21 protein-coding genes are annotated in these 20,389 nt (G+C 71.2%); 17 read left to right on the forward strand and 4 right to left on the reverse strand.

The features are described from left to right. Positions 1-7: 7 nt before the first annotated feature. The 7 genes from ACWEIJ_RS04760 (at position 8) to ACWEIJ_RS04790 (ending at position 6,994) form a co-directional block, all read left to right on the forward strand. Positions 8-1,225: a diaminobutyrate--2-oxoglutarate transaminase gene (locus tag ACWEIJ_RS04760; RefSeq protein ID WP_449835824.1), complete on the forward strand. Its 1,218-nt coding sequence runs from the start codon at positions 8-10 to the stop codon at positions 1,223-1,225. Between the two features lie 89 nt (positions 1,226-1,314). After that, positions 1,315-1,923 carry a TetR/AcrR family transcriptional regulator gene (locus ACWEIJ_RS04765; protein ID WP_449835825.1) on the forward strand — a complete coding sequence of 203 codons (609 nt, stop codon included), beginning with the start codon at positions 1,315-1,317 and terminating at the stop codon, positions 1,921-1,923. After that, on the forward strand, positions 1,920-3,584 hold the full coding sequence (locus tag ACWEIJ_RS04770) for an FAD-binding dehydrogenase (RefSeq protein ID WP_449835826.1): 1,665 nt from the start codon (positions 1,920-1,922) through the stop codon (positions 3,582-3,584). Before ACWEIJ_RS04765 ends, ACWEIJ_RS04770 begins: the two co-directional genes overlap by 4 nt. Before the next feature lie 10 nt (positions 3,585-3,594). Then, a complete protein-coding gene (locus ACWEIJ_RS04775) occupies positions 3,595-4,317 on the forward strand; it encodes a sulfite exporter TauE/SafE family protein (RefSeq protein ID WP_449835827.1) in 723 nt (240 codons plus the stop codon). Positions 4,318-4,444: 127 nt separating this feature from the next. After that, positions 4,445-4,825: a hypothetical protein gene (locus tag ACWEIJ_RS04780; protein ID WP_449835828.1), complete on the forward strand. Its 381-nt coding sequence runs from the start codon at positions 4,445-4,447 to the stop codon at positions 4,823-4,825. Next, positions 4,809-5,576, forward strand: coding sequence for a response regulator transcription factor (locus ACWEIJ_RS04785; protein WP_449835829.1), 768 nt, complete (start codon positions 4,809-4,811; stop codon positions 5,574-5,576). Before ACWEIJ_RS04780 ends, ACWEIJ_RS04785 begins: the two co-directional genes overlap by 17 nt. Continuing rightward, complete coding sequence (locus ACWEIJ_RS04790; protein ID WP_449835830.1) at positions 5,573-6,994, forward strand: sensor histidine kinase; 1,422 nt, start codon at positions 5,573-5,575, stop codon at positions 6,992-6,994. Before ACWEIJ_RS04785 ends, ACWEIJ_RS04790 begins: the two co-directional genes overlap by 4 nt. On the opposite strand, the gene ACWEIJ_RS04795 is transcribed toward ACWEIJ_RS04790, so the two are convergent. After that, positions 6,978-7,838 carry an SDR family oxidoreductase gene (locus ACWEIJ_RS04795; protein ID WP_449835831.1) on the reverse strand — a complete coding sequence of 287 codons (861 nt, stop codon included), beginning with the start codon at positions 7,836-7,838 and terminating at the stop codon, positions 6,978-6,980. The genes ACWEIJ_RS04790 and ACWEIJ_RS04795 overlap by 17 nt on opposite strands. 116 nt (positions 7,839-7,954) lie before the next feature. Here ACWEIJ_RS04795 and ACWEIJ_RS04800 point away from each other — a divergent pair, with 116 nt between their 5' ends. The 4 genes from ACWEIJ_RS04800 to ACWEIJ_RS04815 all read left to right on the forward strand — a co-directional run bounded on the left by ACWEIJ_RS04800 (position 7,955) and on the right by ACWEIJ_RS04815 (position 11,287). Beyond that, positions 7,955-8,350, forward strand: a complete 396-nt coding sequence (locus ACWEIJ_RS04800; protein ID WP_449835832.1) for a winged helix-turn-helix transcriptional regulator — start codon at positions 7,955-7,957, stop codon at positions 8,348-8,350. Between the two features lie 41 nt (positions 8,351-8,391). Next, complete coding sequence (locus tag ACWEIJ_RS04805; RefSeq protein WP_449835833.1) at positions 8,392-8,805, forward strand: nuclear transport factor 2 family protein; 414 nt, start codon at positions 8,392-8,394, stop codon at positions 8,803-8,805. Further along, positions 8,802-9,353, forward strand: coding sequence for a TetR/AcrR family transcriptional regulator (locus tag ACWEIJ_RS04810; protein ID WP_449835834.1), 552 nt, complete (start codon positions 8,802-8,804; stop codon positions 9,351-9,353). The genes ACWEIJ_RS04805 and ACWEIJ_RS04810 overlap by 4 nt, the downstream gene beginning before the upstream one ends. A gap of 116 nt (positions 9,354-9,469) precedes the next feature. After that, positions 9,470-11,287 (forward strand): M1 family aminopeptidase, encoded by a 1,818-nt coding sequence (locus ACWEIJ_RS04815; protein WP_449835835.1) that lies wholly within the window; start codon positions 9,470-9,472, stop codon positions 11,285-11,287. 56 nt (positions 11,288-11,343) lie between these two features. Here the strand turns inward: ACWEIJ_RS04815 and ACWEIJ_RS04820 are convergent, their stop codons facing one another. Together ACWEIJ_RS04820 and tatA are read right to left on the reverse strand one after the other, a co-directional pair. Then, on the reverse strand, positions 11,344-12,798 hold the full coding sequence (locus tag ACWEIJ_RS04820; RefSeq protein WP_449835836.1) for an LCP family protein: 1,455 nt from the start codon (positions 12,796-12,798) through the stop codon (positions 11,344-11,346). 178 nt (positions 12,799-12,976) lie between these two features. Next, entirely contained in the window at positions 12,977-13,291 is a 315-nt protein-coding gene (gene tatA / locus ACWEIJ_RS04825) for a Sec-independent protein translocase subunit TatA (protein ID WP_449835837.1), read from the reverse strand. Between the two features lie 556 nt (positions 13,292-13,847). On the opposite strand from tatA, the gene ACWEIJ_RS04830 reads away from it, so the two are divergent. From ACWEIJ_RS04830 to ACWEIJ_RS04845, 4 genes are read left to right on the forward strand one after another with little or no spacing between them, the layout of a single operon-like run. Next, positions 13,848-14,558: an MgtC/SapB family protein gene (locus ACWEIJ_RS04830; RefSeq protein WP_449835838.1), complete on the forward strand. Its 711-nt coding sequence runs from the start codon at positions 13,848-13,850 to the stop codon at positions 14,556-14,558. A 25-nt stretch (positions 14,559-14,583) separates the two neighbouring features. Further along, positions 14,584-14,958 (forward strand): hypothetical protein, encoded by a 375-nt coding sequence (locus ACWEIJ_RS04835; RefSeq protein ID WP_449835839.1) that lies wholly within the window; start codon positions 14,584-14,586, stop codon positions 14,956-14,958. Between the two features lie 8 nt (positions 14,959-14,966). After that, entirely contained in the window at positions 14,967-17,297 is a 2,331-nt protein-coding gene (locus ACWEIJ_RS04840; protein WP_449835840.1) for a glycoside hydrolase family 3 C-terminal domain-containing protein, read from the forward strand. Between the two features lie 21 nt (positions 17,298-17,318). After that, positions 17,319-17,879, forward strand: coding sequence for a hypothetical protein (locus ACWEIJ_RS04845; RefSeq protein ID WP_449835841.1), 561 nt, complete (start codon positions 17,319-17,321; stop codon positions 17,877-17,879). Here ACWEIJ_RS04845 and ACWEIJ_RS04850 read toward each other — a convergent pair. Further along, positions 17,860-18,459 (reverse strand): TetR family transcriptional regulator, encoded by a 600-nt coding sequence (locus ACWEIJ_RS04850; RefSeq protein ID WP_449835842.1) that lies wholly within the window; start codon positions 18,457-18,459, stop codon positions 17,860-17,862. The genes ACWEIJ_RS04845 and ACWEIJ_RS04850 overlap by 20 nt on opposite strands. A 58-nt stretch (positions 18,460-18,517) precedes the next feature. On the opposite strand from ACWEIJ_RS04850, the gene ACWEIJ_RS04855 reads away from it, so the two are divergent. After that, positions 18,518-19,306: an SDR family oxidoreductase gene (locus tag ACWEIJ_RS04855; protein WP_449835843.1), complete on the forward strand. Its 789-nt coding sequence runs from the start codon at positions 18,518-18,520 to the stop codon at positions 19,304-19,306. Further along, complete coding sequence (locus tag ACWEIJ_RS04860; RefSeq protein ID WP_449835844.1) at positions 19,306-20,379, forward strand: NAD(P)H-dependent amine dehydrogenase family protein; 1,074 nt, start codon at positions 19,306-19,308, stop codon at positions 20,377-20,379. Before ACWEIJ_RS04855 ends, ACWEIJ_RS04860 begins: the two co-directional genes overlap by 1 nt. Positions 20,380-20,389 lie beyond the last annotated feature (10 nt).

Consider the following 20,389-nt stretch of genomic DNA (forward strand, 5'->3'; position numbering starts at 1 on the left):
CATCCCGATGACTGACGTCTTCGCCCTGACGGAGTCCAACGTCCGCAGCTACTGCCGCGACTTCCCCGCGGTCTTCACCCGCGCCGAGGGCCACCACCTGTGGGACACGACCGGCCGCCGGTACGTCGACCTGCTGTGCGGCGCGGGAGCCCTGAACTACGGCCACAACCCGCCGGAGATGGTCGGCCGCGTCGTGCGGTACCTCACGTCCGGCGGCCCGGTGCAGTCGCTCGACCTGCACACCACCGCCAAGCAGTCGTTCCTGGAGCGCTTCCGCGACGTGATCCTCGAACCGCGCGGAATGGGTTCGCACGTCGTGCAGTTCCCCGGCCCCGCCGGGACGCTCGCCGTCGAGGCGGCGCTGAAGCTGGCGCGCAAGGTGACCGGGAGAACGGGGGTCGTGGCGTTTCGCGGCGCGTTCCACGGCGCCTCACTGGGTTCACTCGCGGCGACCACGTCACCGTTGTTGCGCGGCGCGGCGGGCACACCGCTGCGGGACGTGACCTTCCTGCCCTACGGCGAACCGCTCGTCCTCGACGCACTGCCCGAACCACCGGCGGCGATCCTGCTGGAGACCGTCCAGGGCGAGGGAGGCCTGGCCGCGGCCACCGGAACGTGGCTCGCCGAGGTGCGGGCACTCGCGGACCGCACCGGCGCCCTGCTGATCGTCGACGACATCCAGGCGGGCTGCGGCCGGACGGGGTCGTTCTTCAGCTTCGAGCCGTTCGGCGTCCTCCCCGACCTCGTCTGCCTGTCGAAGTCCCTGAGCGGCATGGGTCTGCCCATGGCGGCCGTGCTGATCCGGCGCGACCTCGACCAGTGGGCACCCGGCGAGCACAACGGCACGTTCCGGGGCCACAACCTGGCTTTCGTCGCGGGAACGGCCGCGGTGGAGCTGTGGCGGGACCCCGGCTTCACCACGCACGTCGCCCGGCTGGCCCGCGCGGTGCGCGCCACGCTGCACGCGGTGGTCCACTCGCTGCCGGACGGGACCGCGTCGGTCGCCGGTCGCGGCACGATGAGCGGTCTGCGGTTCACCGATCCCGCGCTGACCAGCCGCGTGCGCGAGGAGCTGTACCGAGCGGGCGTGATCGCCGAGACGGCGGGCGCGGGGCACGTGCTGAAGCTGCTGCCGCCGTTGACGATGCCGCTGGACGAGTGGGAGTGCGTGGCGAGCCTGATCCACGCCGTCGTGGTGAACCTCGCCGTGCCCGCGTCGGCCTGAGCCGAAGACCACTTTCAATACACTGACGTATCCGATACAGTGATGTATCGAACGGAGGTGGGACTGTGGCGGAGCCAGGAGCACGGCGGGTGACCAAACGCCGCGCCGAGACGAGACAGCGGTTGTTGCAGGCGGCGCTCGCGGTGTTCGCCGAGGAAGGCTTCGGCCGCTCCACCGTCGACCAGGTGTGCGCGCGAGCCGGGTACACGCGCGGAGCGTTCTACTCGAACTTCGACTCACTGGACGAGCTGTTCCTCGCCGTCTGGGAGCACTGGTCGACCGAGCTGATCACCCGCATGCGCGAGGCGTTCGAGGCCTTCGAGCAGGCCGCGGTCACCGACGTCGAGGGCGTCGTCGCGCACCTGCTGCGGGCCGTGCCGATGGACGAGGGCTGGTACCGCGTGAGCACCGAGTTCACCGCCCACGCGCTGCGCAACCCGCAGCTGCGCCGGGTGATCGTCGAACGCGAGCAGGCCATCTCGGCATCCCTGATGCCGTACCTGCTGACGGCGCTGGCCGCGGTCGGACGCACGGTGCCGGATCCCGGCGCACTCGGCCAGGCACTCGTCGCCGTGCACGACGGCACCGCGCTGCAGTGCTTCAGCGAACCGGGCGACGCCACCGTCCAGCAGCGCCGGACCACCCTGTTCACCCACGTCGTCACCGCGTACAGCAGCGAAAGCAGGCAGCAGTCATGAGCGACGAAGCAGACGTCATCGTGGTCGGAGCCGGTCTCGCCGGCCTGGTCGCCACCTACGAGCTCACCAGGGCCGGCCGCCGCGTGCTGGTCGTCGACCAGGAGAACCGCGCCAACCTGGGCGGCCAGGCGTTCTGGTCGCTCGGCGGGCTCTTCCTCGTCGACAGCCCCGAACAGCGGCGCAACGGCATCAAGGACTCCTACGAGCTGGCGTTGCAGGACTGGCTGGGCTCGGCGGGCTTCGACCGCGACGACGAGGACCACTGGGCCCGGCAGTGGGCGCAGGCCTACGTCCGGTTCGCCGCCACGGAGAAGCGGCAGTACCTGCACGACCTCGGGCTGCGGTTCACGCCGGTGGTCGGCTGGGCCGAGCGCGGCGGCGGTGTCGCGGACGGGCACGGCAACTCGGTGCCCCGCTTCCACCTGACCTGGGGCACGGGCCCGGAGGTGGTGCGGGTGTTCGCAGAGCCCGTGCTCGCCGCCGAACGCCGCGGGCTGGTGCGGTTCGCGTTCCGCCACCAGGTCGACGAGCTGATCGTCGAGAACGGTGCCGCGGTGGGCGTGCGGGGCAGTGTGCTGGAACCGTCCGATCTGGACCGCGGCAAGGCGTCGTCGCGCGTCGCCGTGGACAGCTTCGAGTTGCGCGCCAAGGCCGTCATCGTGACCTCGGGCGGCATCGGGCACAACCACGACCTGGTCCGCGCCAACTGGCCGGTCGACCGGCTCGGCCCCTGCCCGGAGACGATGATCGCCGGGGTGCCCGCGCACGTGGACGGGCGGATGCTCGCGATCAGCGAGCAGGCGGGCGCCAACCTGGTCAACCGCGACCGCATGTGGCACTACACCGAGGGCCTGCACAACTGGGACCCGATCTGGCCGAACCACGCGATCAGGATCATCCCCGGCCCGTCGTCGATGTGGTTCGACGCCACCGGCAAGCGCCTGCCCGCGCCGAACTTCCCCGGCTTCGACACCAACGCCTCGATGAAGGCGATCCTCTCGACCGGCTACGACTACTCCTGGTTCGTTCTCGACCAGACCATCCTCGGCCGCGAGTTCGTGCTGTCGGGCTCCGAGCAGAACCCCGACATCACCGGCAAGGACATCCGCAAGATGCTGGCCAGCCGCGGCGGCAAGGGCGCCCCGGCCCCGATCGAGGCGTTCAAGAACCACGGCGTCGACTTCGTCGTGGCCCGCACCGTCGGCGAGCTCGTCGCCGGCATGAACAAGATCGCTCGCGGCCCGCAGCTCGACGCCGCCCAGCTCGAACGCCAGATCGTCGCCCGCGATCGCGAGGTCGCCAACGGGTTCTCCAAGGACCTCCAGCTCATGGCCATCGCCAACGCCCGCCGCAGCTGGGGCGACCGGCTGGTCCGCACCGCGAAGCCGCACCGGCTCCTCGACCCCGAGCACGGTCCGCTGATCGCCGTGCGGCTCAACGTGCTCACGCGCAAGACGCTGGGCGGCATCCAGACGAACCTCGACTCGCAGGCGGTGCGCGCGGACGGCACGCCGTTGCCCGGCCTGTACGCGGCGGGCGAGGTCGCCGGCTTCGGTGGCGGTGGTGTGCACGGCTACAACGCGCTGGAAGGCACGTTCCTGGGCGGCTGCATCTTCTCCGGCAGGGCCGCCGGTCGCGCTCTCGCCCGAAGCCTCGCGTGAGATCGCACGCGTGACGGCGGAGGTGCTGCTGGCCTCGGTGGCCGCGTTCGGCCTGGCGGTGCTGTCCGCCGTGGCCGGGTTCGGTGGCGGGGTGCTGCTGTTACCGGTGTTCACCGCGTTGTTCGGGCTGCGGGCGGCGGTGCCGATGCTGACGCTGACCCAGTTGTCCAGCAACGGTTCCCGCGTGTGGTTGAACCGCGCCGAGCTGCGCCGGCCGATGATCGGCTGGTTCGCGCTCGGCGCGGTCCCGTGCGCGGTCGCGGGCGGCCTGCTGCTGGCACGGGCGCCCCTCGCACCGTTGAAGGTCGTGCTCGGGGTGTTCCTGATCGCCGTGGTCGGGTGGCGGCATCTCCCCCGAACCCGGCGCCGCCCGCCGAACGAGAGGACTTTCGCCGCGGTGGGGGCGGCCTCCGGCCTCGGGTCCGCACTGCTGGGATCGGTGGGGCCGCTGACCGCGCCGTTCTTCCTCGCCGCCGGGCTGACCCGGGCCGCCTACATCGGCACCGAGGCCGCCAGTGCGCTCACCCTGCACCTGACCAAGATCGCCACCTATGGCGCGGGCGACCTGCTCACCAGCCGTGTGGTGCTGTACGGCCTCGTGCTCACGCCCGCCACCCTGGCCGGCACGTGGGCCGGCCGGAAGGTCGTCGGCCGGATCAGCGACCGGGTGTTCGTCGTGCTCGTCGAAGCCGGGCTGCTGGTCGCGGGCGTGCTGTTCCTGACCGGATTCTGAGCACGGCCGAGAATTGGCCTCGGCGTGCGCATGTTGGCCTGAGGGTGGCCGTCGCTTGGCCTTCGCTTTCCCTTGCGGCTCCTAGCGTTTCGGGTGTCAGTTCCCCGGCGTTGCGGAGGTAGGTCCCATGCAGGTCAAGTTCCGGATGCTCGTTCCCGTCGCCTTGCTGGCGGTGGGTCTCGCGGCGTGCGGCAGCGGCAACGCGCAGACGTCGAGCACGCCCGCCGCCAACCAGCAGGCGGCCGCCACGAAGAAGCCGGCGCACGGCCACAAGAAGAAGAAAGAGGAGCCGCTCACCGGTGACGTGAAGCAGAAGGCCGAGCAGGCGGCGCTCGCGAAGTACCCCGGCACGGTCACCAAGTCCGAGCACGACACCGAGAAGCCCGGCATGTACGCGGTGGAGATCAAGCAGGCGAACGGCCAGAGCGTCGAGGTGTACCTCGACAAGTCCTACCAGGTCACCGGTACCAAGAACGAGGCCGGCCAGGGCGATGGCGACGGCAGCTGAGCCGGGCGGGGTGAACGCGGTGGTGTCGTCGGCCGTAGTAGCTGACGGAGGCTCCGACACCATGCGCATCCTGATCATCGAGGACGACGACCGGATCGCGCTGCCCCTCGCGGAAGGGTTGCGGCGCTACGGGTTCGACGTCGACCGCGTGTGCACCGGTGCGGCGGCGCTGGCCGCCGCACCGGTGGACATGGTCCTGCTCGACCTCGGCCTGCCCGACATCGACGGCATCGACCTGTGCCGGCACCTGCGGGCGAGCTCCGGCGTGCCGATCATCATGATCACCGCGCGCGGCGAGGAGGCCGACCGCGTCGTCGGCCTGGAGCTCGGCGCCGACGACTACCTCGCCAAGCCGTTCAGCCTGCGCGAGCTGGTCGCGCGCATCCGGGCCGTGACCCGCCGCGCCGTTCCGGCGACGCGGCTCGTCACCACCCCGGACACCGCGCAACGGCTCGGGCCGCTCGTGATCGACCGGCGCACCCGCCAGGTCCACCTGCACGGCGAACCGGTCGAGCTGGCGCCCAAGCAGTTCGACCTGCTCGCCCTGCTCGCCGACGACCCCGGCGCGGTGTGCTCGCGGCAGCAGATCCTCGACAGCGTCTGGGAACCGCACTTCTTCGGCCCGACCAAGACGCTGGACGTGCACGTCGCGGCCGTGCGCCGCAAGCTCGGCGACCCGGCCTGGATCGAGACGTTGCGCGGCGTCGGGTTCCGGCTCACCGTTCCCGGTGCCACGGCCGAATCGGCATGACCAGGCGCCTGCTGCTGAGCTTCCTGGGCATCACGCTGCTGGTGCTGCTCGGCCTGGAGATCCCGTTCGGCGTGATCTACGGCCGGGTCGAGGCGGCGCGGTTCACCCAGGCCGTCGAACGCGACGCCGTGATGCTCACCGAACTGGCGGAGGAGGAGATCGAGCAGGGCGACACCAGGGCGCTGCCCGAGCTCATCACCGACTACGCGACCCGCACCGACACCCGCGTCACCGTCGTCGACCGCACCGGCGCGCTGCTCATCGACTCCCGCACCGCCGTGCCGCGCAGAACAGATCTCTCCGGTTCCACCGACATCGCCGACGCGCTGCGCAACAGGCCCACGGTGAGCACCCGCCCCGGTGACGTGCTCACCGTCACCAGACCCGCGTCGTCCGGGACGCTCGTGCGGGGCGCGGTCCGGGTGTCCGCGTCCACCGCCTCGGTCGCGGCGCAGGTGCGGCGGATGTGGGTGATCCTCGCCCTCGCCGGCCTCGGTGTGCTCGCGATCGCCGCGGTCATCGGGTTCGCGATCTCCCGCTGGGTCACCCGGCCGCTGCGCGCCCTCGAACACGCCACCGCCTCGTTCGCCGGCGGCGTGCTGTCCGACCCGCCCGACCTGCACGCGGGCCCACCGGAGCTGCGCCGCGTCGCCGCCGCGTTCACCGCCACCGCGACCCGCCTGCAACACCTGCTGCAGGCCCAGCACTCCTTCGCCGCGGAGGCCTCTCATCAGCTCAAGACACCGCTGACCGCGTTGCGGCTGCGGCTGGAGAACCTCGAACCCCGGCTGCACCCCGACGCTCACTCCGATCTCGACGACACCCTCGCCGAGATCGACCGGCTCGACCGCCTGGTCCACGGCCTGCTCGCCCTGGCACGCCTGGAGAACAGCGCGACCAGGGCCCAGCCGGTCGACATCGACGCCGTGGTCGCCGAACGAGCCGAGACGTGGGCCGCGTTCGCCGCCGAGAACGACGTCACGATCGCCGTGCGCGGCACCGCGGCCGGCCCGGTGGCGGCTCTCCCGGAGGCGGTCGAGCAGATCATCGACAACCTGCTCGCCAACGCCCTGCGCGTCGCGCCACCCCACAGCACCATCACCCTCGCCACGGTGCCCGGCCACGACGTCGAACTCCACGTCGCCGACCAGGGGCCCGGCATGACACCCGAACAGCAGGCCCAGGCCTGCCAACGGTTCTGGCGCGGCGACACCACGGGCGAAGGCACCGGTCTCGGCCTCGCCATCGTCGCCCAGCTCGTCCGCGGCAGCGGCGGAGACCTCACCTTCCTGGACGCGCCGGGCGGAGGTCTCGACGTGATGATCCGGCTCAACCGGGCCCCGGCACGGCACGGCCCCCGCCCGCAGGTCGCGGACGAGGGCCGTGCCGGATCCGGTGCGCTCAGCCCAGGTTCTTGAGCAGCGCGGTGACCGCGTCGTCCAGGCCGGTGGTGGGGCGGCCGAGCAGCGCGCGCAGGTCACCGCTGTCGGAGGCCAGCTCGCCGTCGGCGATCGCGCGGTCGGCGTCCACGAGCATGTCGGCGACGAACTCGGGCAGTCCCGCACCCACCAGGATGCTCCGGTGCTGCGCCGCGGGGACGTCCTGGTAGGAGACCGGCTTGCCGGAGATCCGGGCGACCGAAGCGGCGAGATCGGCGTAGCTCCAGGCCTCGTCGGCGGCGAGCTCGTAGACCTTGTTCTCGTGGCCGGTGCCGGTGAGGACCGCGACGGCGGCGTCGGCGTAGTCGGCGCGCGGCACGCCACCGAGCTCGCCCTCGCCCGCGCTGCCGAGGACGGCACCGGTCGCCAGCGCCTGGGCGACGCCCTGCTCGTAGTTCTCGGTGTACCAGCTGTTGCGCAGGAACGTGAACGTCAGGCCCGAGTCCCGGATGACCTCCTCGGTGGCCTTGTGCTCGGGGGCCAGGCTGATGGTGGCGGTGTCGGCGCCCAGGATGCTGGTGTAGACGAGGTGGCTCACGCCGGCGGCCTTGGCGGCCTCCACGGCGGCGGTGTGCTGGGCGACGCGGCGGCCGACCTCGCTGCTGGAGACCAGCAGCACCTTGTCCGCACCCGCGAACGCCTCGGTCAGCGTCGACGGCTGCTCGTAGTCCGCGACGCGCACCTGCACACCGAGCGCGGCCAGGTCGGCGGCCTTCTCCGGGTTCCGGACCGCGGCCACGATCTCACCTGCGGGGACCTTCTGGGCGAGCGCTTCCACGACCAGGCGGCCGAGGTGTCCGGTGGCACCGGTGACGACGATCATCGAGGTTCTCCTTCGCGTCTGTACTTCACCCAGGTTTGTACAAACTTTTCGAAAGTGCAACCCCTGAGTGAGTACGATCTCTTACGTCGTGCGGCGTATTGGGTAGTATGAGAGCCGTGAGCGATGTGACGAGTTCCGTGGACGAGCAGGACGAGTTCCTGTTCGACGTGTTCGCACAGCGCTGCCCGTCGCGTTCGACGCTGGAGCACCTGACCGGCAAGTGGGGCACGCTGGCGATGGTCGCCCTGCACGAGGGCACGTTCCGCTTCAACCAGTTGCGCCGCCGGGTCGACGGGGTGAGCGAGAAGATGCTCGCGCAGACCCTGCAGGCCCTGGAGCGGGACGGGTTCGTCCACCGCGAGGCGCAGGCGACGATCCCGCCCAAGGTGGAGTACAGCCTGACCGACCGCGGCAGGCACACCGCCGGGCTGCTGATCGGCCTCATCCAGGACGTCGAGGCGCAGATGCCGGAGGTCATGGCCGCACGGGAGCGCTACGACGCGACCAGGTGACACACTTCTTACTAACCTGTAAGTTAGCTGCCGTGAACATCATGGCTGAGAAGGCTGTCACCGACGTCGACGCGGTCGAGGACTTCTACGACCGCTGGGCGAAGGCGTGGAACGACCGCGACGCCGACGCGGTGGCGGCACTGTGCTCCGAAGACCTCGTCTACGACGAACCCGCGCTCCGCTCGACGGCGCACGGACGTGAGGCCCTCCGCGACTTCGTCGCGCACATGGCCCGCACGTTCCCCGATTTCTCGTTCACGCGCGAGGGCTGCTACGCCGAGACGAGCCGGCGTGCGGTGCTGGTGGCATGGCGCTTCAGCGGCACCGTCGCCGGTACCGACCGGCGCGTCGAGTTCCACGGTGACGACCGGCTGGAGCTGGGCGAGAACGGACTGGTCCACGCCTATCGCTGCCTGTACGACAACAAGTTCGTGGAGCGCCAGGTCCGGGGATGAGCGAACCCACCCCCGTCCGCCTGCCCGCCGCGGCACGCCGGGCGGTGATCCTCGACGCCGCCGCACTCGAGTTCGCCCGCAACGGACTGGCCGGCGGACGGCTGGACGCCATCGCGGAACGAGCCGGCATCTCACACCCGCGCATCGTGCAGATGTTCGGCTCCAAGAAGAAGTTGTTCCTCGAAGTCGTCGAGGTCGCGTACACCAAGATCGAGGCCGCGTTCGAGAGCGCCCAGCCGACCCTGCCGGACCTGGGTGAGGCCTACCGGAGGCTCGTGCGCGAGGACCGCACCATCGGTCTGCTGATGCTGCACGGCTATGCGGCGGCGGCCGACGCGGACGTGCAGGAGGCGGTGCGACGACGCCACCTGGATCTCATGGCCTCGATCGCCCGGTTGACGGGCGCGGACGGGTCGCGGGTGCGCACGTTCTTCGCCACGGGGCTGGTCCAGACGGTGACCGCCGCGCTCGAACTGTCCGAGCACCGCGCCGACACGGCGTGGAGCGCCTGGCTCCTGGAGCTCGTCGGTCCGGCACCGTCCACATAGGAGCGGGACACCGAAGGACAAACCGGTCTTCTTCGTTCCCAGTGAACAACCGAACCTTGCTCGACGCCCTCCCATCGGATGACCCTGTGCCTGCCCCTGCAGAAAGGACTCCTCCGATGACCAGAAGAGCGCTCCCTGCCGCGCTCGCGCTCGTCACCGCCCTGTTCGGTCTCACCACCCCTGCCACGCCGGCGTTCGCCGCCGCGTGCGGGGACCAGGTGGTCGGCAACGGCGGCTTCGAGAACGGGACGACGCCGTGGACCCAGACGGCCGGCGTCATCTCCGCCGGGACGACCGCCGAACCCGCGCACGGTGGCACCACCGTCGCGTGGCTCGGCGGTGACGGCACCACCCACACGGACACGTTGTCCCAGTCGGTCACCCTGCCGGCCGGCTGCGCATCGGCGACGTTGACCTACTGGCTGCACATCGACACCAAGGAGACGACCAGCAGCACCCAGTACGACAAGCTGGCGGTCCAGGTCGGTTCGACGACGGTCGCCAGTTACTCCAATTTGGACAAGAACACCGGGTACGTCCAGAAGAGCGTCGACGTGTCGGCGTTCCTCGGGCAGACGGTCACGCTCAAGGTGACCGGCACCGAGGACTCCAGCCTGGTGACCAACTTCCTGCTCGACGACGTCGCGCTCACCACGTCGGACAGCCCGCAGCCGCCGGCCGACGGCACGCGGACGCCGGTCAGTCCCAAGTACACGGTCAGCCTCGCGTCCAACACCACCGGTGACACGTGGACCGGCCACGAGTCGGTCACCTTCACCAACGGCGCGCCGACCGCGTTGCCCGAGGTGTACCTGCGGCTGTGGGACAACGCCCACGGCAGCTGCCCGGCGACGCCGATCACGGTCACCAACGTCAGCGGCGGCACGCCGTCGGCGTTGAGCGTGAACTGCACCGCGCTCAAGATCACCCTGCCGGCGCCGCTGGCCCAGGGACAGTCCGCGACCATCGGGTTCGACCTGGGCATCGTCGTCCCGAGCGGCGCCGACCGGTTCGGCCACGACGGCGCGTACAACATGATCGGCAACGCGCTGCCGGTGCTCGCGGTCCGCGACGGCGCGGGCTGGCACCTCGACCCGTACACCAACAACGGCGAGTCGTTCTACGCGGTGATCAGCGACTTCGACGTCACCCTGACGCACCCGACGTCGTTGCTCACGCCCGCCACCGGCACGTCGACCGAGACCGTCAGCGGCAGCAACACCATCACCCGCGCCACCGCGGCCAACGTCCGCGAGTTCGCGTGGGCGGCGGGTCCGTTCTCGAAGATCTCCGGCACGTCGGCGAAGGGCTTCAAGGTCAACGTCTACGGCACCAGCGGGATCTCCAGCAGCAGCGCGAGCTCGATGCTCACGCTGGCGAAGGACGCGCTCGACGTGCACTCCGGCAGGTTCGGCGACTACCCGTACCAGGAGATGGACGTCGTGCTGGACAACAACTTCTGGTTCGGCGGCATGGAGTACCCCGGGTTCGTGCTCGACCTGGTGTCGAACGTGGCGCTCCCGCACGAGCTGGCGCACCAGTGGTTCTACGGGATCGTGGGCAACGACGAGTACAACTCGCCGTGGCTCGACGAGAGCTTCACCGACTACGCCACGGACCTCTACCGGGGCGTGACCGGCAGCGGCTGCGGCATCACCTGGCAGTCGAGCGCGGAGAAGCTGAGCAACTCGATGGCGTACTGGGACGCACATTCCTCGCGCTACTCCACGGTCGTCTACAACTACGGCAAGTGCACGCTGCACGACCTGCGGCGGCTCATCGGTGACACGGCGATGGCGAACCTGCTGAAGTCCTACGCCCAGTCGCACTGGTACGGCGTCTCGACGACGGCCGACTTCAAGGCGGCGGCCCAGGCCGCGGCCGGCTCGACGGACCTGACGTCGTTCTGGGCGTCACACCGCGTCGAGGGCTGATCGGCCCCAGCTGAAAGCGTCGGCCTCCCCGGTTCGTCCGGGGAGGCCGGCGCTCTTCAGTTGACGCAGGTGACCCCGCCCGCCGTGATCTCCGGCTCGGCGGGCGCCGGCTGCGTGGTGGCGGGCTGGCGCCGGGCGCCGTCGAGGCCGAGTCCGGCGCCGCCGCCGAACCGGTCGGCGGCCGAGCCGGAGTAGTCCTGCCCGAGGAACACCCGCACGCGTCCCGCCGGAACGACCGCGTCCGATCGGATCGGCAGGCCGCCCAGCTCCTGCGCCACCGCCTGCGCACCGGCCTGCGCGCCGGAGCCGTACAGCACCACCGAACTCGCCAGGACCGTCTCGGCGTTCGCCGCGGTTCCCTCCAGATAACCCTTTGCCACCAACGACTTCAGCACCGCGGCGGCCACGCCCGGGCGGTTCGAGGCGTTGCGCACGTCGACCGTGACGCCCGCCTTGTCCGCATCCGGCCGGCTGGTGGGAGGGGCCGTCGTCCTGGACGGGTCCGCGGTGAGCGACTGGACGAACGCGCGCACCTGGGCGGGGTCGACCTGGACCGCCATGCCGTCCTCGGGGGTCCGCAGGTCCAGCCGGCCGGTCGGGATGGTCTTGAACTCGATGTGCCCGCCGGTCAGGCCCTGCATCTGCCCGGCGAACCCCAGCACGTCCCAGTCGGCGTCCAGCACGATCGACCTGCTCACCGCGGAGATCAGGTCGCGCAGCCTGCCCTGGTCGGTGAGCACGCCGGCGGAGAGGATCTTGCGGGCGAGACCCGCGAGGAAGACCTGCTGGCGGACGATGCGGTCGAGGTCGCCGCGCGGCAGGTCGTAGCGCTGCCGCACGAACGCGAGGGCGTCCTTGCCGGCGACGGTGTGCTGACCGGCGCTGAACCGGGCACCGGACTTGGGCTCGTCGACCGCGTGGGTGAGGCAGACGTCGACGCCGCCGACGGCCTTGGTGATCTCGTAGAAGCCCGCGAGGTTGACCTCGGCGTAGTGGTCGATCGTCACGCCGGTGAGGTCCTGGACGGTGGCGATGAGGTTCTTCGCGCCCGCCTGCCGCGACCGGGTCTCGATGTCCGCCGCGTCGGTCCTGCCCTGCTTGCGCAGTGCGGCGGCGGTGTCGTTCTTGGCGGCCGCGTAGGCGGAGTTGAGCTTGTGCTTGCCGTAGCCGCCGGCGATGTCCACGTAGGAGTCGCGGGGGAAGGAGATCGCGACCGCCTTGCTGCCGTCGTTGGGCAGGTGCAGCAGGATCATCGTGTCGGTGTTGAACCCGCCGTCGTCGCTGCCACCGGCCTGCAGCTCGTCGAGCACCTGCCGCGGCAGCGGGTTGCCCTTCGAGTCGGTGCGGCTGTCCATGCCGACCAGCAGGATGTCCACCGAGCCGTCCCGCGGTCTCTCCCCGCCGGCGTCGTGGCCGATCACGTCGGTGGTGGCCAGCTGGCTCTGGAACGACCTCAGGTTGACGTAGCCGTAGCCGCACCCGAGGAGCACCGCCGCCGACAGCAGGCTCACGACCGCCTTCCCGGTGCCGCGCACCCCGGTGGCGGCGCGTGATCGTCGCGCCCGCGGCGGAGCCGGTGGCCGGACAGGATCGGTTCGCTCGGTGGGCAGGTCGGCCAGAGACCTGCGCCGTGGTCCGGCCCCGCGCTCCATGCAGACCTTCCTCCTTCGTCCAGGCCCGCCGCCGGGATCAGTTCGCCGGTTTCGGGCCCTGCTGGGCGTTCTTGAGCTGCTGCTGCAGCTCGTCCACCTGTTGCTGCAGCCGCGCGACCTGTGCGGCGTCGACCTGCGCGGTGCCGGCCTGCGCGGTGCCGGCCTGCGCGGTGTCGGACGGCTTGATCGCGGGCCGCGGTTCGTCCTCCGCCCGCAGCCCGGAGGTCTCGGCCTTGAGGATCTTGGCCGAGCGGCCCAGCGACCGGGCCATTTCGGGCAGCTTCTTGCTGCCGAACAACAGCACGATCACGACACCGATGATCAGCAGCTCGGGTACTCCGAGGTTGCCCATGCGCTCACTTCCTCCGGTCGAGGCCGAGTCGACGACATCGGCGCCTCGCCACCAGGTTAGCTCTCGCCGGCCACCGCGACACCGTCCGCCTCGGACGCCACGGCCGTTGCGCGCAAAAGGTTCCCACTCCTGCCGCGAAGTGGCTAATGTCCAATTTCTCTTGCGGTGCCTGAAGTACGCGGCCCGTAACGGTCCACTGTGGAGTCAGGTCCAGCCGGTCGGCGGGGTGGTTCCAGCCAGGTGGCGGGTTGCCCCCGGACGCCCGCCGCCGCCCTCAAGATCCACAATGGACACCGCCTGCGCCGTCGCGTGAGTCCTCTCACGCGGGAACACCACCGGAGCGGCCCAGGAGTAGGCTTGCCGCGGTTTTCCACCGACCGACGCGCGGAAGCGAGGTGAGCGGCACATGCCAGGCGACAGTACCCAGACCGGCGGGCGCACCCTCACCTCTTCCGAGGGTGCTCGACGCTGACCTCGTTCGGCGTCCTTCTCGGCTGCGGGCGATCACGTTCGTCCGAGCCGTCTTCACCACACCCTCAGAAAGGCGAACGCGGCGATGACGACTGCGGAGATGTTGCTGCGCCTGGGCGCGGGAGTCGCGCTGGGCACCGCGATCGGTTTCGAACGGCAGTACCGCGCCCGCATGGCGGGCCTGCGCACCAACGCACTGGTCGCCGCGGGCTCGACGTTGTTCGTGCTGCTGTCCGCGCACGGGTTCGGCGGTCTCGGTGGCGCGGACCCCACCAGGGTGGCCGCGCAGGTCGTGTCCGGCATCGGGTTCCTCGGCGCCGGAGTGATCCTGCGGGACGGCCTGACCGTGCGCGGCCTGAACACCGCGGCGACGCTGTGGTGCTCGGCCGCGGTCGGGTCACTGGCCGGCGCCGGGCTCTACCAGGTCGCCGCGGCCGGAACGGTCGCCGTGGTCACGGTCAACATCGTGCTGCGCCCGCTCGGCCGCGCCGTGGACCGCCGCCCCGACTCCGGCGACGAGACGCCGACGGTCTACACGTTCCGCGCGGTGACCAAGGACGACGCCGAGGCGCACGTGCGCGCCCTGCTCGTGCAGGCGTTGGGGCGCACGGACTTCCAGCTCGCGTCGGTCTCCAGCGACAACACCGGCGACGACGGTCACGTCGAGGTCCGCGCCGAACTGACCGCGGATCAGCGCGACGACAAGCAGATGGAGTCGGCGGTGAGCCGGCTGTCCCTCGAACCGGCGGTGACCAGCGTGCGCTGGGACGTCCACGCCCAGAGCCAGAAGAGCTGATCTCACGCGGAGTAGCCTGCGGATCATGCGTTACGTGCGGGTGTTCGCGGACGAGAACGGCAGGTCGGCCTTCGAGGACGTCGAGGTGGAGGGCACGCCGACCGTCACGGTCGAGGGCGTGCCACCGCTGCTGGTGTCCGGGCCGTTCGCGGCGGCGGGGATGCTCGTCGTCGAGCAACCGTCCGGCGGCACGCCGGAGTGGGAGCTGCACGTAGCGCCGCGCAGGCAGTGGCTGGTCGTGCTGACCGGCAGGGCGGCCGTCACGGTGTCGAACGGCGAACGGCGCGAGTTCGGGCCGGGTGCGCTGCTCTCCTTCGAGGACACCGAGGGCGAGGGGCACATGTCCACCCCGCTCACGGACGATCTTTCGTTCGCCATGTTCCCGCACCAGCCTGGATGATGAAGGTCATGGACATCGAGAAGGCGATCAAGAGTCTGGACCTGCCCGGCAAGGTGCGGCTGCTGACCGGGTCGGCGTTCTTCGCCCTGTGGCCGGAACCGGAGATCGGACTGGCGCCGCTGAAGCTCTCCGACGGCCCGACCGGTGTCCGCGGCGCCGAGCTCAGGGGCGGCGTGATCGCCTGCGTGCTGCCCAACGCGACGGTGCTCGCCCAGCACTGGGACCCGGCGCTGGCGCGGGAGGTCGGCGAGCTGCTCGCGGACGAGGCCGCCGCGCAGCGGGTGCACGTCCTGCTCGGTCCGACGATCAACCTGCACCGCACGCCGCTGGGCGGCCGGCTGTTCGAGGCCTACAGCGAGGACCCGCTGCTCACCGGCGTGCTCGCCGCCGCGTACGTGCGGGGCCTGCAGGACAAGGGCATCGCGGCGACGCCGAAGCACTACGTGGCCAACGAGTCCGAGACCGAACGGCGCACGGTGAGCTCGGAGGTCGACGCCAAGACGTTGCGCGAGGTGTACCTGCTGCCGTTCGAGATCGTCGTCTCCGACGCCGCGCCGTGGGCGATCATGGCGGCGTACAACGAGGTCAACGGCATTCCCGCGACCGAGCACACCGAGCTGGTCGAGGGCGTGCTGAAGGGCGAGTGGGGCTTCGACGGCCTGGTGGTGTCCGACTGGTTCGCGACCTCCTCGACCGCGCAGAGCGCGAACGGCGGCCTCGACCTGGTGATGCCGGGTCCGGGCGGGCCGTGGGAGGACAAGCTCGTCGCGGCCGTCGAAGCGGGCGAGGTGGCCGAGTCGACGATCGACGACCACGTGCGGCGCCTGCTGCTCCTGGCGTCCCGGACCGGCGCGTTCGGCGGTGAGCGCTCCTGGCCGTCGGACGTGCCCGCGCCGGACAGCGAGGTCCGCCGCGAGCAGCTGCGGAGGTTCGCCGCGGGCGGCATGACCGTGCTGACGAACAACGGCGTGCTGCCGCTCGACGCCCCGAAGATCGCGCTGATCGGCCGGCACGCGATCGACACCGTCGCGCAGGGCGGTGGTTCGGCCGGGCTGCGGCCGCCGCACGTCATCAGCATCGCCGACGGCCTGACCTCGCTGCTGGGCGAGCGGGTGTCCGTTGTGGACGGTGTGGAGGTGCGACAGCGGTACGCCGCGCCCGCCGCCGGGGTGCTGCGAAACGTCCGCGCCACGACGTTCGACCCCTCCGGCGAGGTGCTGGAGTCGCGGGAGATGGAGGTCGCCGAGCTCTCGGCGGTCGGCGGGTGGGCGCAGGGTGCCGCGTCGATCGAGGTGTCCGGCGAGGTCGCGCTGGACGAGCCGGCGAGGATGCTGGCCGGGGTGCGCGGGTTCGGCGACTGGACGCTGGAGGTCGCCGGCGAGCCGCACGCCACCCGCCTGGCCTGGGCGGACGGCGTGGTCGAGGAAGCACTGCTGAAGCCGCCGTTCTGGACGACCGAGGTCACGCTCTCACCGGGCGACCGGATCACCGCCCGCGTGCGCGAGGCCGCCGCGCTGGTCGGCCTGATCGTCCAGCCGGTTCCCCGGCCCGCCGCCGACGCGATCGCCACCGCGGCCGAGGCCGCGCGCGAGGCGGACGTGGCGGTCGTGGTCGTCGGCCTCACCGACGAGCAGGAGACCGAGGGCTTCGACAAGACCACGCTCGCGCTGCCCGGCGAGCAGGACGCGCTCGTCACGGCGGTGGCGGCGGCCGCTTCCCGGACCGTGGTCGTGGTCAACGCCGCGACGCCGGTGCTCATGCCGTGGCTCGACGAGGTCGACGCCGTGCTGTGGGCCGGATTGCCGGGCCAGGAGGCCGGTGACGCCGTGGCCGCCGCGCTGCTGGGGCACATCGAACCGGCCGGGCGGCTGGTCACCACGTTCCCGCGCACGGACGCCGAAGCGCCGACCCCGGTGCCGGTGAACGGCGCATTGGCTTACACCGAAGGCACGGCGATCGGGTACCGCGGCGCGTCCGATCCGTTGTTCTGGTTCGGTCACGGCCTCGGCTACACGACCTGGGAGTACGGCGAGGCCTCTCTGTCCACTGTGGACGATGTCGTGCGCGAGGTGTCCGTGTCGCTCACCAACACCGGCGAACGCTCGGGACGTGAGGTCGTGCAGGTCTACCTGCGGCCGGACGACGAGCCCGTGCGGCTGATCGGCTGGGCGGTCGTGGACGTGCCGGCCGGCGAGACCGTGCGGGTCGACGTGCCGTGTTCGGCGCGGGTGCAACGGGTGTGGCAGGACGGGTGGCACCCGTTGCGCGGCAGGGAGGTCCTGATCGCCCGCGGGCTCGGCGACGTCCGGGTGGCCGTGCAACTGCCGACGCCGGAGTAGCCGGGCGAGCTACGGTGAGCCATGCGCGCCCGGTGGCTCGTGCTCGGTTCCGCGATCTTGCTCGTAGCCGCGGCGATCGGCTACTGGGCCGTGTTCGTGCGGCTGCCGCGGGCGGACATCGACGCGGCCCAGGAGCAGACCATGCGCACGTCGATCGACAGCCATCTCGAACAACACCACTGGCGTGGCGGCCTGGCCGGCAGGTACGACGAGGTCATGTGGTCGTGCGCGGACCGGTTGATCGAGTCCGCTCACGACCAGGACAGGTACCGAGTCGGGCTCTACGTGGTGTGCGACGAGTTCGCCGCCGAGAGCGGCTCGCTGGTCATGGGCAGCGGTGAGGGAATCGCCGTGCTCGCCACCGTGAGACTGCTGCCGGGGTCGGCCGAGGTGCTCGGCGTGGAGTCACCACCCGACGGGGCGGGGAACGCGGCGTGGATCCGCGCTCACTTCTCCCGGGCCGGCGTCACCGAGCTCCATCGCGTCCAAGACGCCGGGGACCTGAGCAAGGCGTCGATCGCCAAGGCGCGCACCATGTTCGGGCTGCCCGCGGACGCGCCCGTCAGGCCACGGGAGCGGTGAGCATCCCGACGAGCAGGTCGACCAGCTCCGAGGCCGAGTGCGGTTCGTCGTGCGGCAGACCGCGCTCCCGGTCCGCGAGCAACGCGAACAGCACCGTGGGCAGCACGCGCAACCGGCGGCGCCGCACCGCGGGCGGCACGTCCCCCAGCGCGCGGTCGAGCCGCATGATGATCAACCGGACCGCCGCCCGCCCCGCCCGGTCGAGGTTGGTGTCCGCGGCCAGCGCGGGATGGGTGCGGACCCGGTCGAGGAACCGGGCGTAGTGCGTGGCGCCGTGCTCGTACGGAACCGTCAGCATCGGCACGACCAACGCCGAGACGAGCGCACGCACGTCCTGCGCCTCCCCCGCCGCCTCGCTCGCGGCGAGCAGCTCCAGCCGGTGCTGCTCCAGGTCGGCGATCCGGTACTGGGCAACGGCGTCGATCAGCGCGTCCCTGGTGCCGAAGTGGTACTGGACCGCGGAGTTGTTGCGCTGGCCCGCCGCCGTCGCGATGTCGCGCAACGGCACGTCCGGGCCGTGCTCGGCGATCAACCGCTCGGCGGCGACGATGATCCGCTCCCTGGCGTCCGCACTGGCCACGTCACCACGTTAACACGTGCTTCTTGACTTTTAAGCGCGAGAGCTTAACGCTGGCTGCGTGGTGACGGACATGTTCGGGTTACCTGGCGCGGTGGCGGTGGTCACCGGCGCGGGCCGCGGCATCGGCGCGGCATCGGCACTCGCACTGGCGGAGGCCGGGGCGGACGTGGTGATCAGCGCACGTACCGCGGAACAGCTGGAGGAGGTCGCGGGCAAGATCGAGGCACTGGGCCGCAGAGCCGTCGTCGTGCCGGCCGATCTGTCCGATGTGGACGCCGCGGCCGCGCTCGCCCACACGGCCGTCGAACGGTTCGGGCGGCTGGACGTGGTGGTGAACAACGTGGGGGGCACGTTGCCGAACACGTTCCTGACCACGACACCGGGCTTCCTCGAAGACGCCTTCCACTTCAACGTCACGACCGCGCACGCGCTGACCGGCGCGGCGGTCCCGCACATGCTCGAAAGCGGTGGCGGGGCGGTGGTCAACATCGCCTCGGTGATGGGCCGGCTCGCCGGGCGCGGGTTCCTCGCCTACGGCACCGCGAAAGCCGCCCTGACGCACTACACGCGCCTCGCCGCAACGGATCTCGCGCCCCGCATCAGGGTCAACGCGATCGACGTCGGCTCGGTCCACACCTCGGCACTGGACGTGGTCGCGAGAGACGACAAGATCAGGACCGCGATGGAGCAGGCCACCCCGCTGCGCCGGCTGGGCCGGCCGGAGGAGGTCGCGGCCGCGGTGCTCTTCCTGGCCTCACCGGCCTCCGGCTACACCACCGGCTCGGTGCTGCGCGTCGACGGCGGCATCGGCGCGCCCAACCTCGACTTCAACCTCCCGGACCTGTGATGACGTATCGCGTAGTGCAGTGGAGCACCGGCAACGTCGGCAAGTGGGCGTTGCGCGGCATCATCGACCACCCGGCCCTGGAACTGGCGGGCGTGTGGGTCTCGAACCCCGCCAAGAAGGGCCTCGACGCGGGCGAACTGGCCGGGCTGGACCGAGAGGCCGGGGTCAGCGCGACCACGGACGCCGACCAGCTGATCGCGGCGAAACCCGACTGCGTCGTCTACACCGCCATGGCCGACAACCGGTTGCCCGAGGCGATCGACGACCTGTGCCGGCTGCTGCGCGCGGGCATCAACGTGGTGGCCAGCGGCCCGGTCTTCCTGCAGTTCCCCGACGGCACCGTGCCCGTCGAGGTGACCGGCCCGATCCGCCAGGCCGCAGCCGAGGGCGGAAGTTCGTTGTGGGTCAACGGGATCGACCCCGGCTGGGCCAACGACTGGCTGCCGCTGCTGTTGTCCGGCACCTGTCAGCGCATCGACCAGATCCGCTGCTCGGAGATCACCGACTACTCCACCTACGACAACCCGTTGGTGCTGTTCGACATCATGGGTTTCGGCACGCCGCCCGACCACACTCCCCTGCTGCTGCAACCAGGAGTGCTCACGCTCGCGTGGGGCAGCGTGGTCCGCCAGCTGGCCGCCGCGCTGGACGTGCCGCTGGACTCGGTCGCCGAACACCACGAGCGGTTCCCGGCGCCAGAACCGTTCCCGGCCGCGGGCCGCACGATCGCCGAGGGCACCATGGCGGCACTGCGGTTCACGGTCAGCGGCATGGTCGCGGGCAAGCCCGTGCTGGTGCTCGAACACGTCACCCGGCTGCGCCCGGACCTCGCGCCGGACTGGCCGCAGCCGGCCGGCACCGGCTGCTACCGCGTGGAGGTCGCCGGTGAGCCGAACTACGTGCTGGACCTGCGCCTGACCGGCGGCGACGGCGACCACAACACCGCGGGCGTGGCCGGCACCGCCATGCGCCTGGTCAACGCCGTGCCCGCGGTCGTCGCAGCCCCGCCCGGCCTGCTCACCGCGCTCGACCTGCCGCTGATCACCGGACGGGGGCTGGTCCGGACCGGCTAGGCTCGTGATC

The organism is Lentzea sp. NPDC004789 (assembly GCF_053601075.1).

What these genes read in the sequence shown, in the direction of transcription:
- ACWEIJ_RS04760 (WP_449835824.1), top strand. Translation starts at nt 8, where the DNA reads ATGACTGACGTCTTCGCCCTGACGGAGTCCAACGTCCGCAGCTACTGC.
- ACWEIJ_RS04770 (WP_449835826.1), top strand. Translation starts at nt 1,920, where the DNA reads ATGAGCGACGAAGCAGACGTCATCGTGGTCGGAGCCGGTCTCGCCGGC.
- ACWEIJ_RS04780 (WP_449835828.1), top strand. Translation starts at nt 4,445, where the DNA reads ATGCAGGTCAAGTTCCGGATGCTCGTTCCCGTCGCCTTGCTGGCGGTG.
- ACWEIJ_RS04785 (WP_449835829.1), top strand. Translation starts at nt 4,809, where the DNA reads ATGGCGACGGCAGCTGAGCCGGGCGGGGTGAACGCGGTGGTGTCGTCG.
- ACWEIJ_RS04790 (WP_449835830.1), top strand. Translation starts at nt 5,573, where the DNA reads ATGACCAGGCGCCTGCTGCTGAGCTTCCTGGGCATCACGCTGCTGGTG.
- ACWEIJ_RS04795 (WP_449835831.1), bottom strand. Translation starts at nt 7,838, where the DNA reads ATGATCGTCGTCACCGGTGCCACCGGACACCTCGGCCGCCTGGTCGTG.
- ACWEIJ_RS04805 (WP_449835833.1), top strand. Translation starts at nt 8,392, where the DNA reads ATGGCTGAGAAGGCTGTCACCGACGTCGACGCGGTCGAGGACTTCTAC.
- ACWEIJ_RS04810 (WP_449835834.1), top strand. Translation starts at nt 8,802, where the DNA reads ATGAGCGAACCCACCCCCGTCCGCCTGCCCGCCGCGGCACGCCGGGCG.
- ACWEIJ_RS04815 (WP_449835835.1), top strand. Translation starts at nt 9,470, where the DNA reads ATGACCAGAAGAGCGCTCCCTGCCGCGCTCGCGCTCGTCACCGCCCTG.
- tatA (WP_449835837.1), bottom strand. Translation starts at nt 13,291, where the DNA reads ATGGGCAACCTCGGAGTACCCGAGCTGCTGATCATCGGTGTCGTGATC.
- ACWEIJ_RS04830 (WP_449835838.1), top strand. Translation starts at nt 13,848, where the DNA reads ATGACGACTGCGGAGATGTTGCTGCGCCTGGGCGCGGGAGTCGCGCTG.
- ACWEIJ_RS04835 (WP_449835839.1), top strand. Translation starts at nt 14,584, where the DNA reads ATGCGTTACGTGCGGGTGTTCGCGGACGAGAACGGCAGGTCGGCCTTC.
- ACWEIJ_RS04840 (WP_449835840.1), top strand. Translation starts at nt 14,967, where the DNA reads ATGGACATCGAGAAGGCGATCAAGAGTCTGGACCTGCCCGGCAAGGTG.
- ACWEIJ_RS04845 (WP_449835841.1), top strand. Translation starts at nt 17,319, where the DNA reads ATGCGCGCCCGGTGGCTCGTGCTCGGTTCCGCGATCTTGCTCGTAGCC.
- ACWEIJ_RS04860 (WP_449835844.1), top strand. Translation starts at nt 19,306, where the DNA reads ATGACGTATCGCGTAGTGCAGTGGAGCACCGGCAACGTCGGCAAGTGG.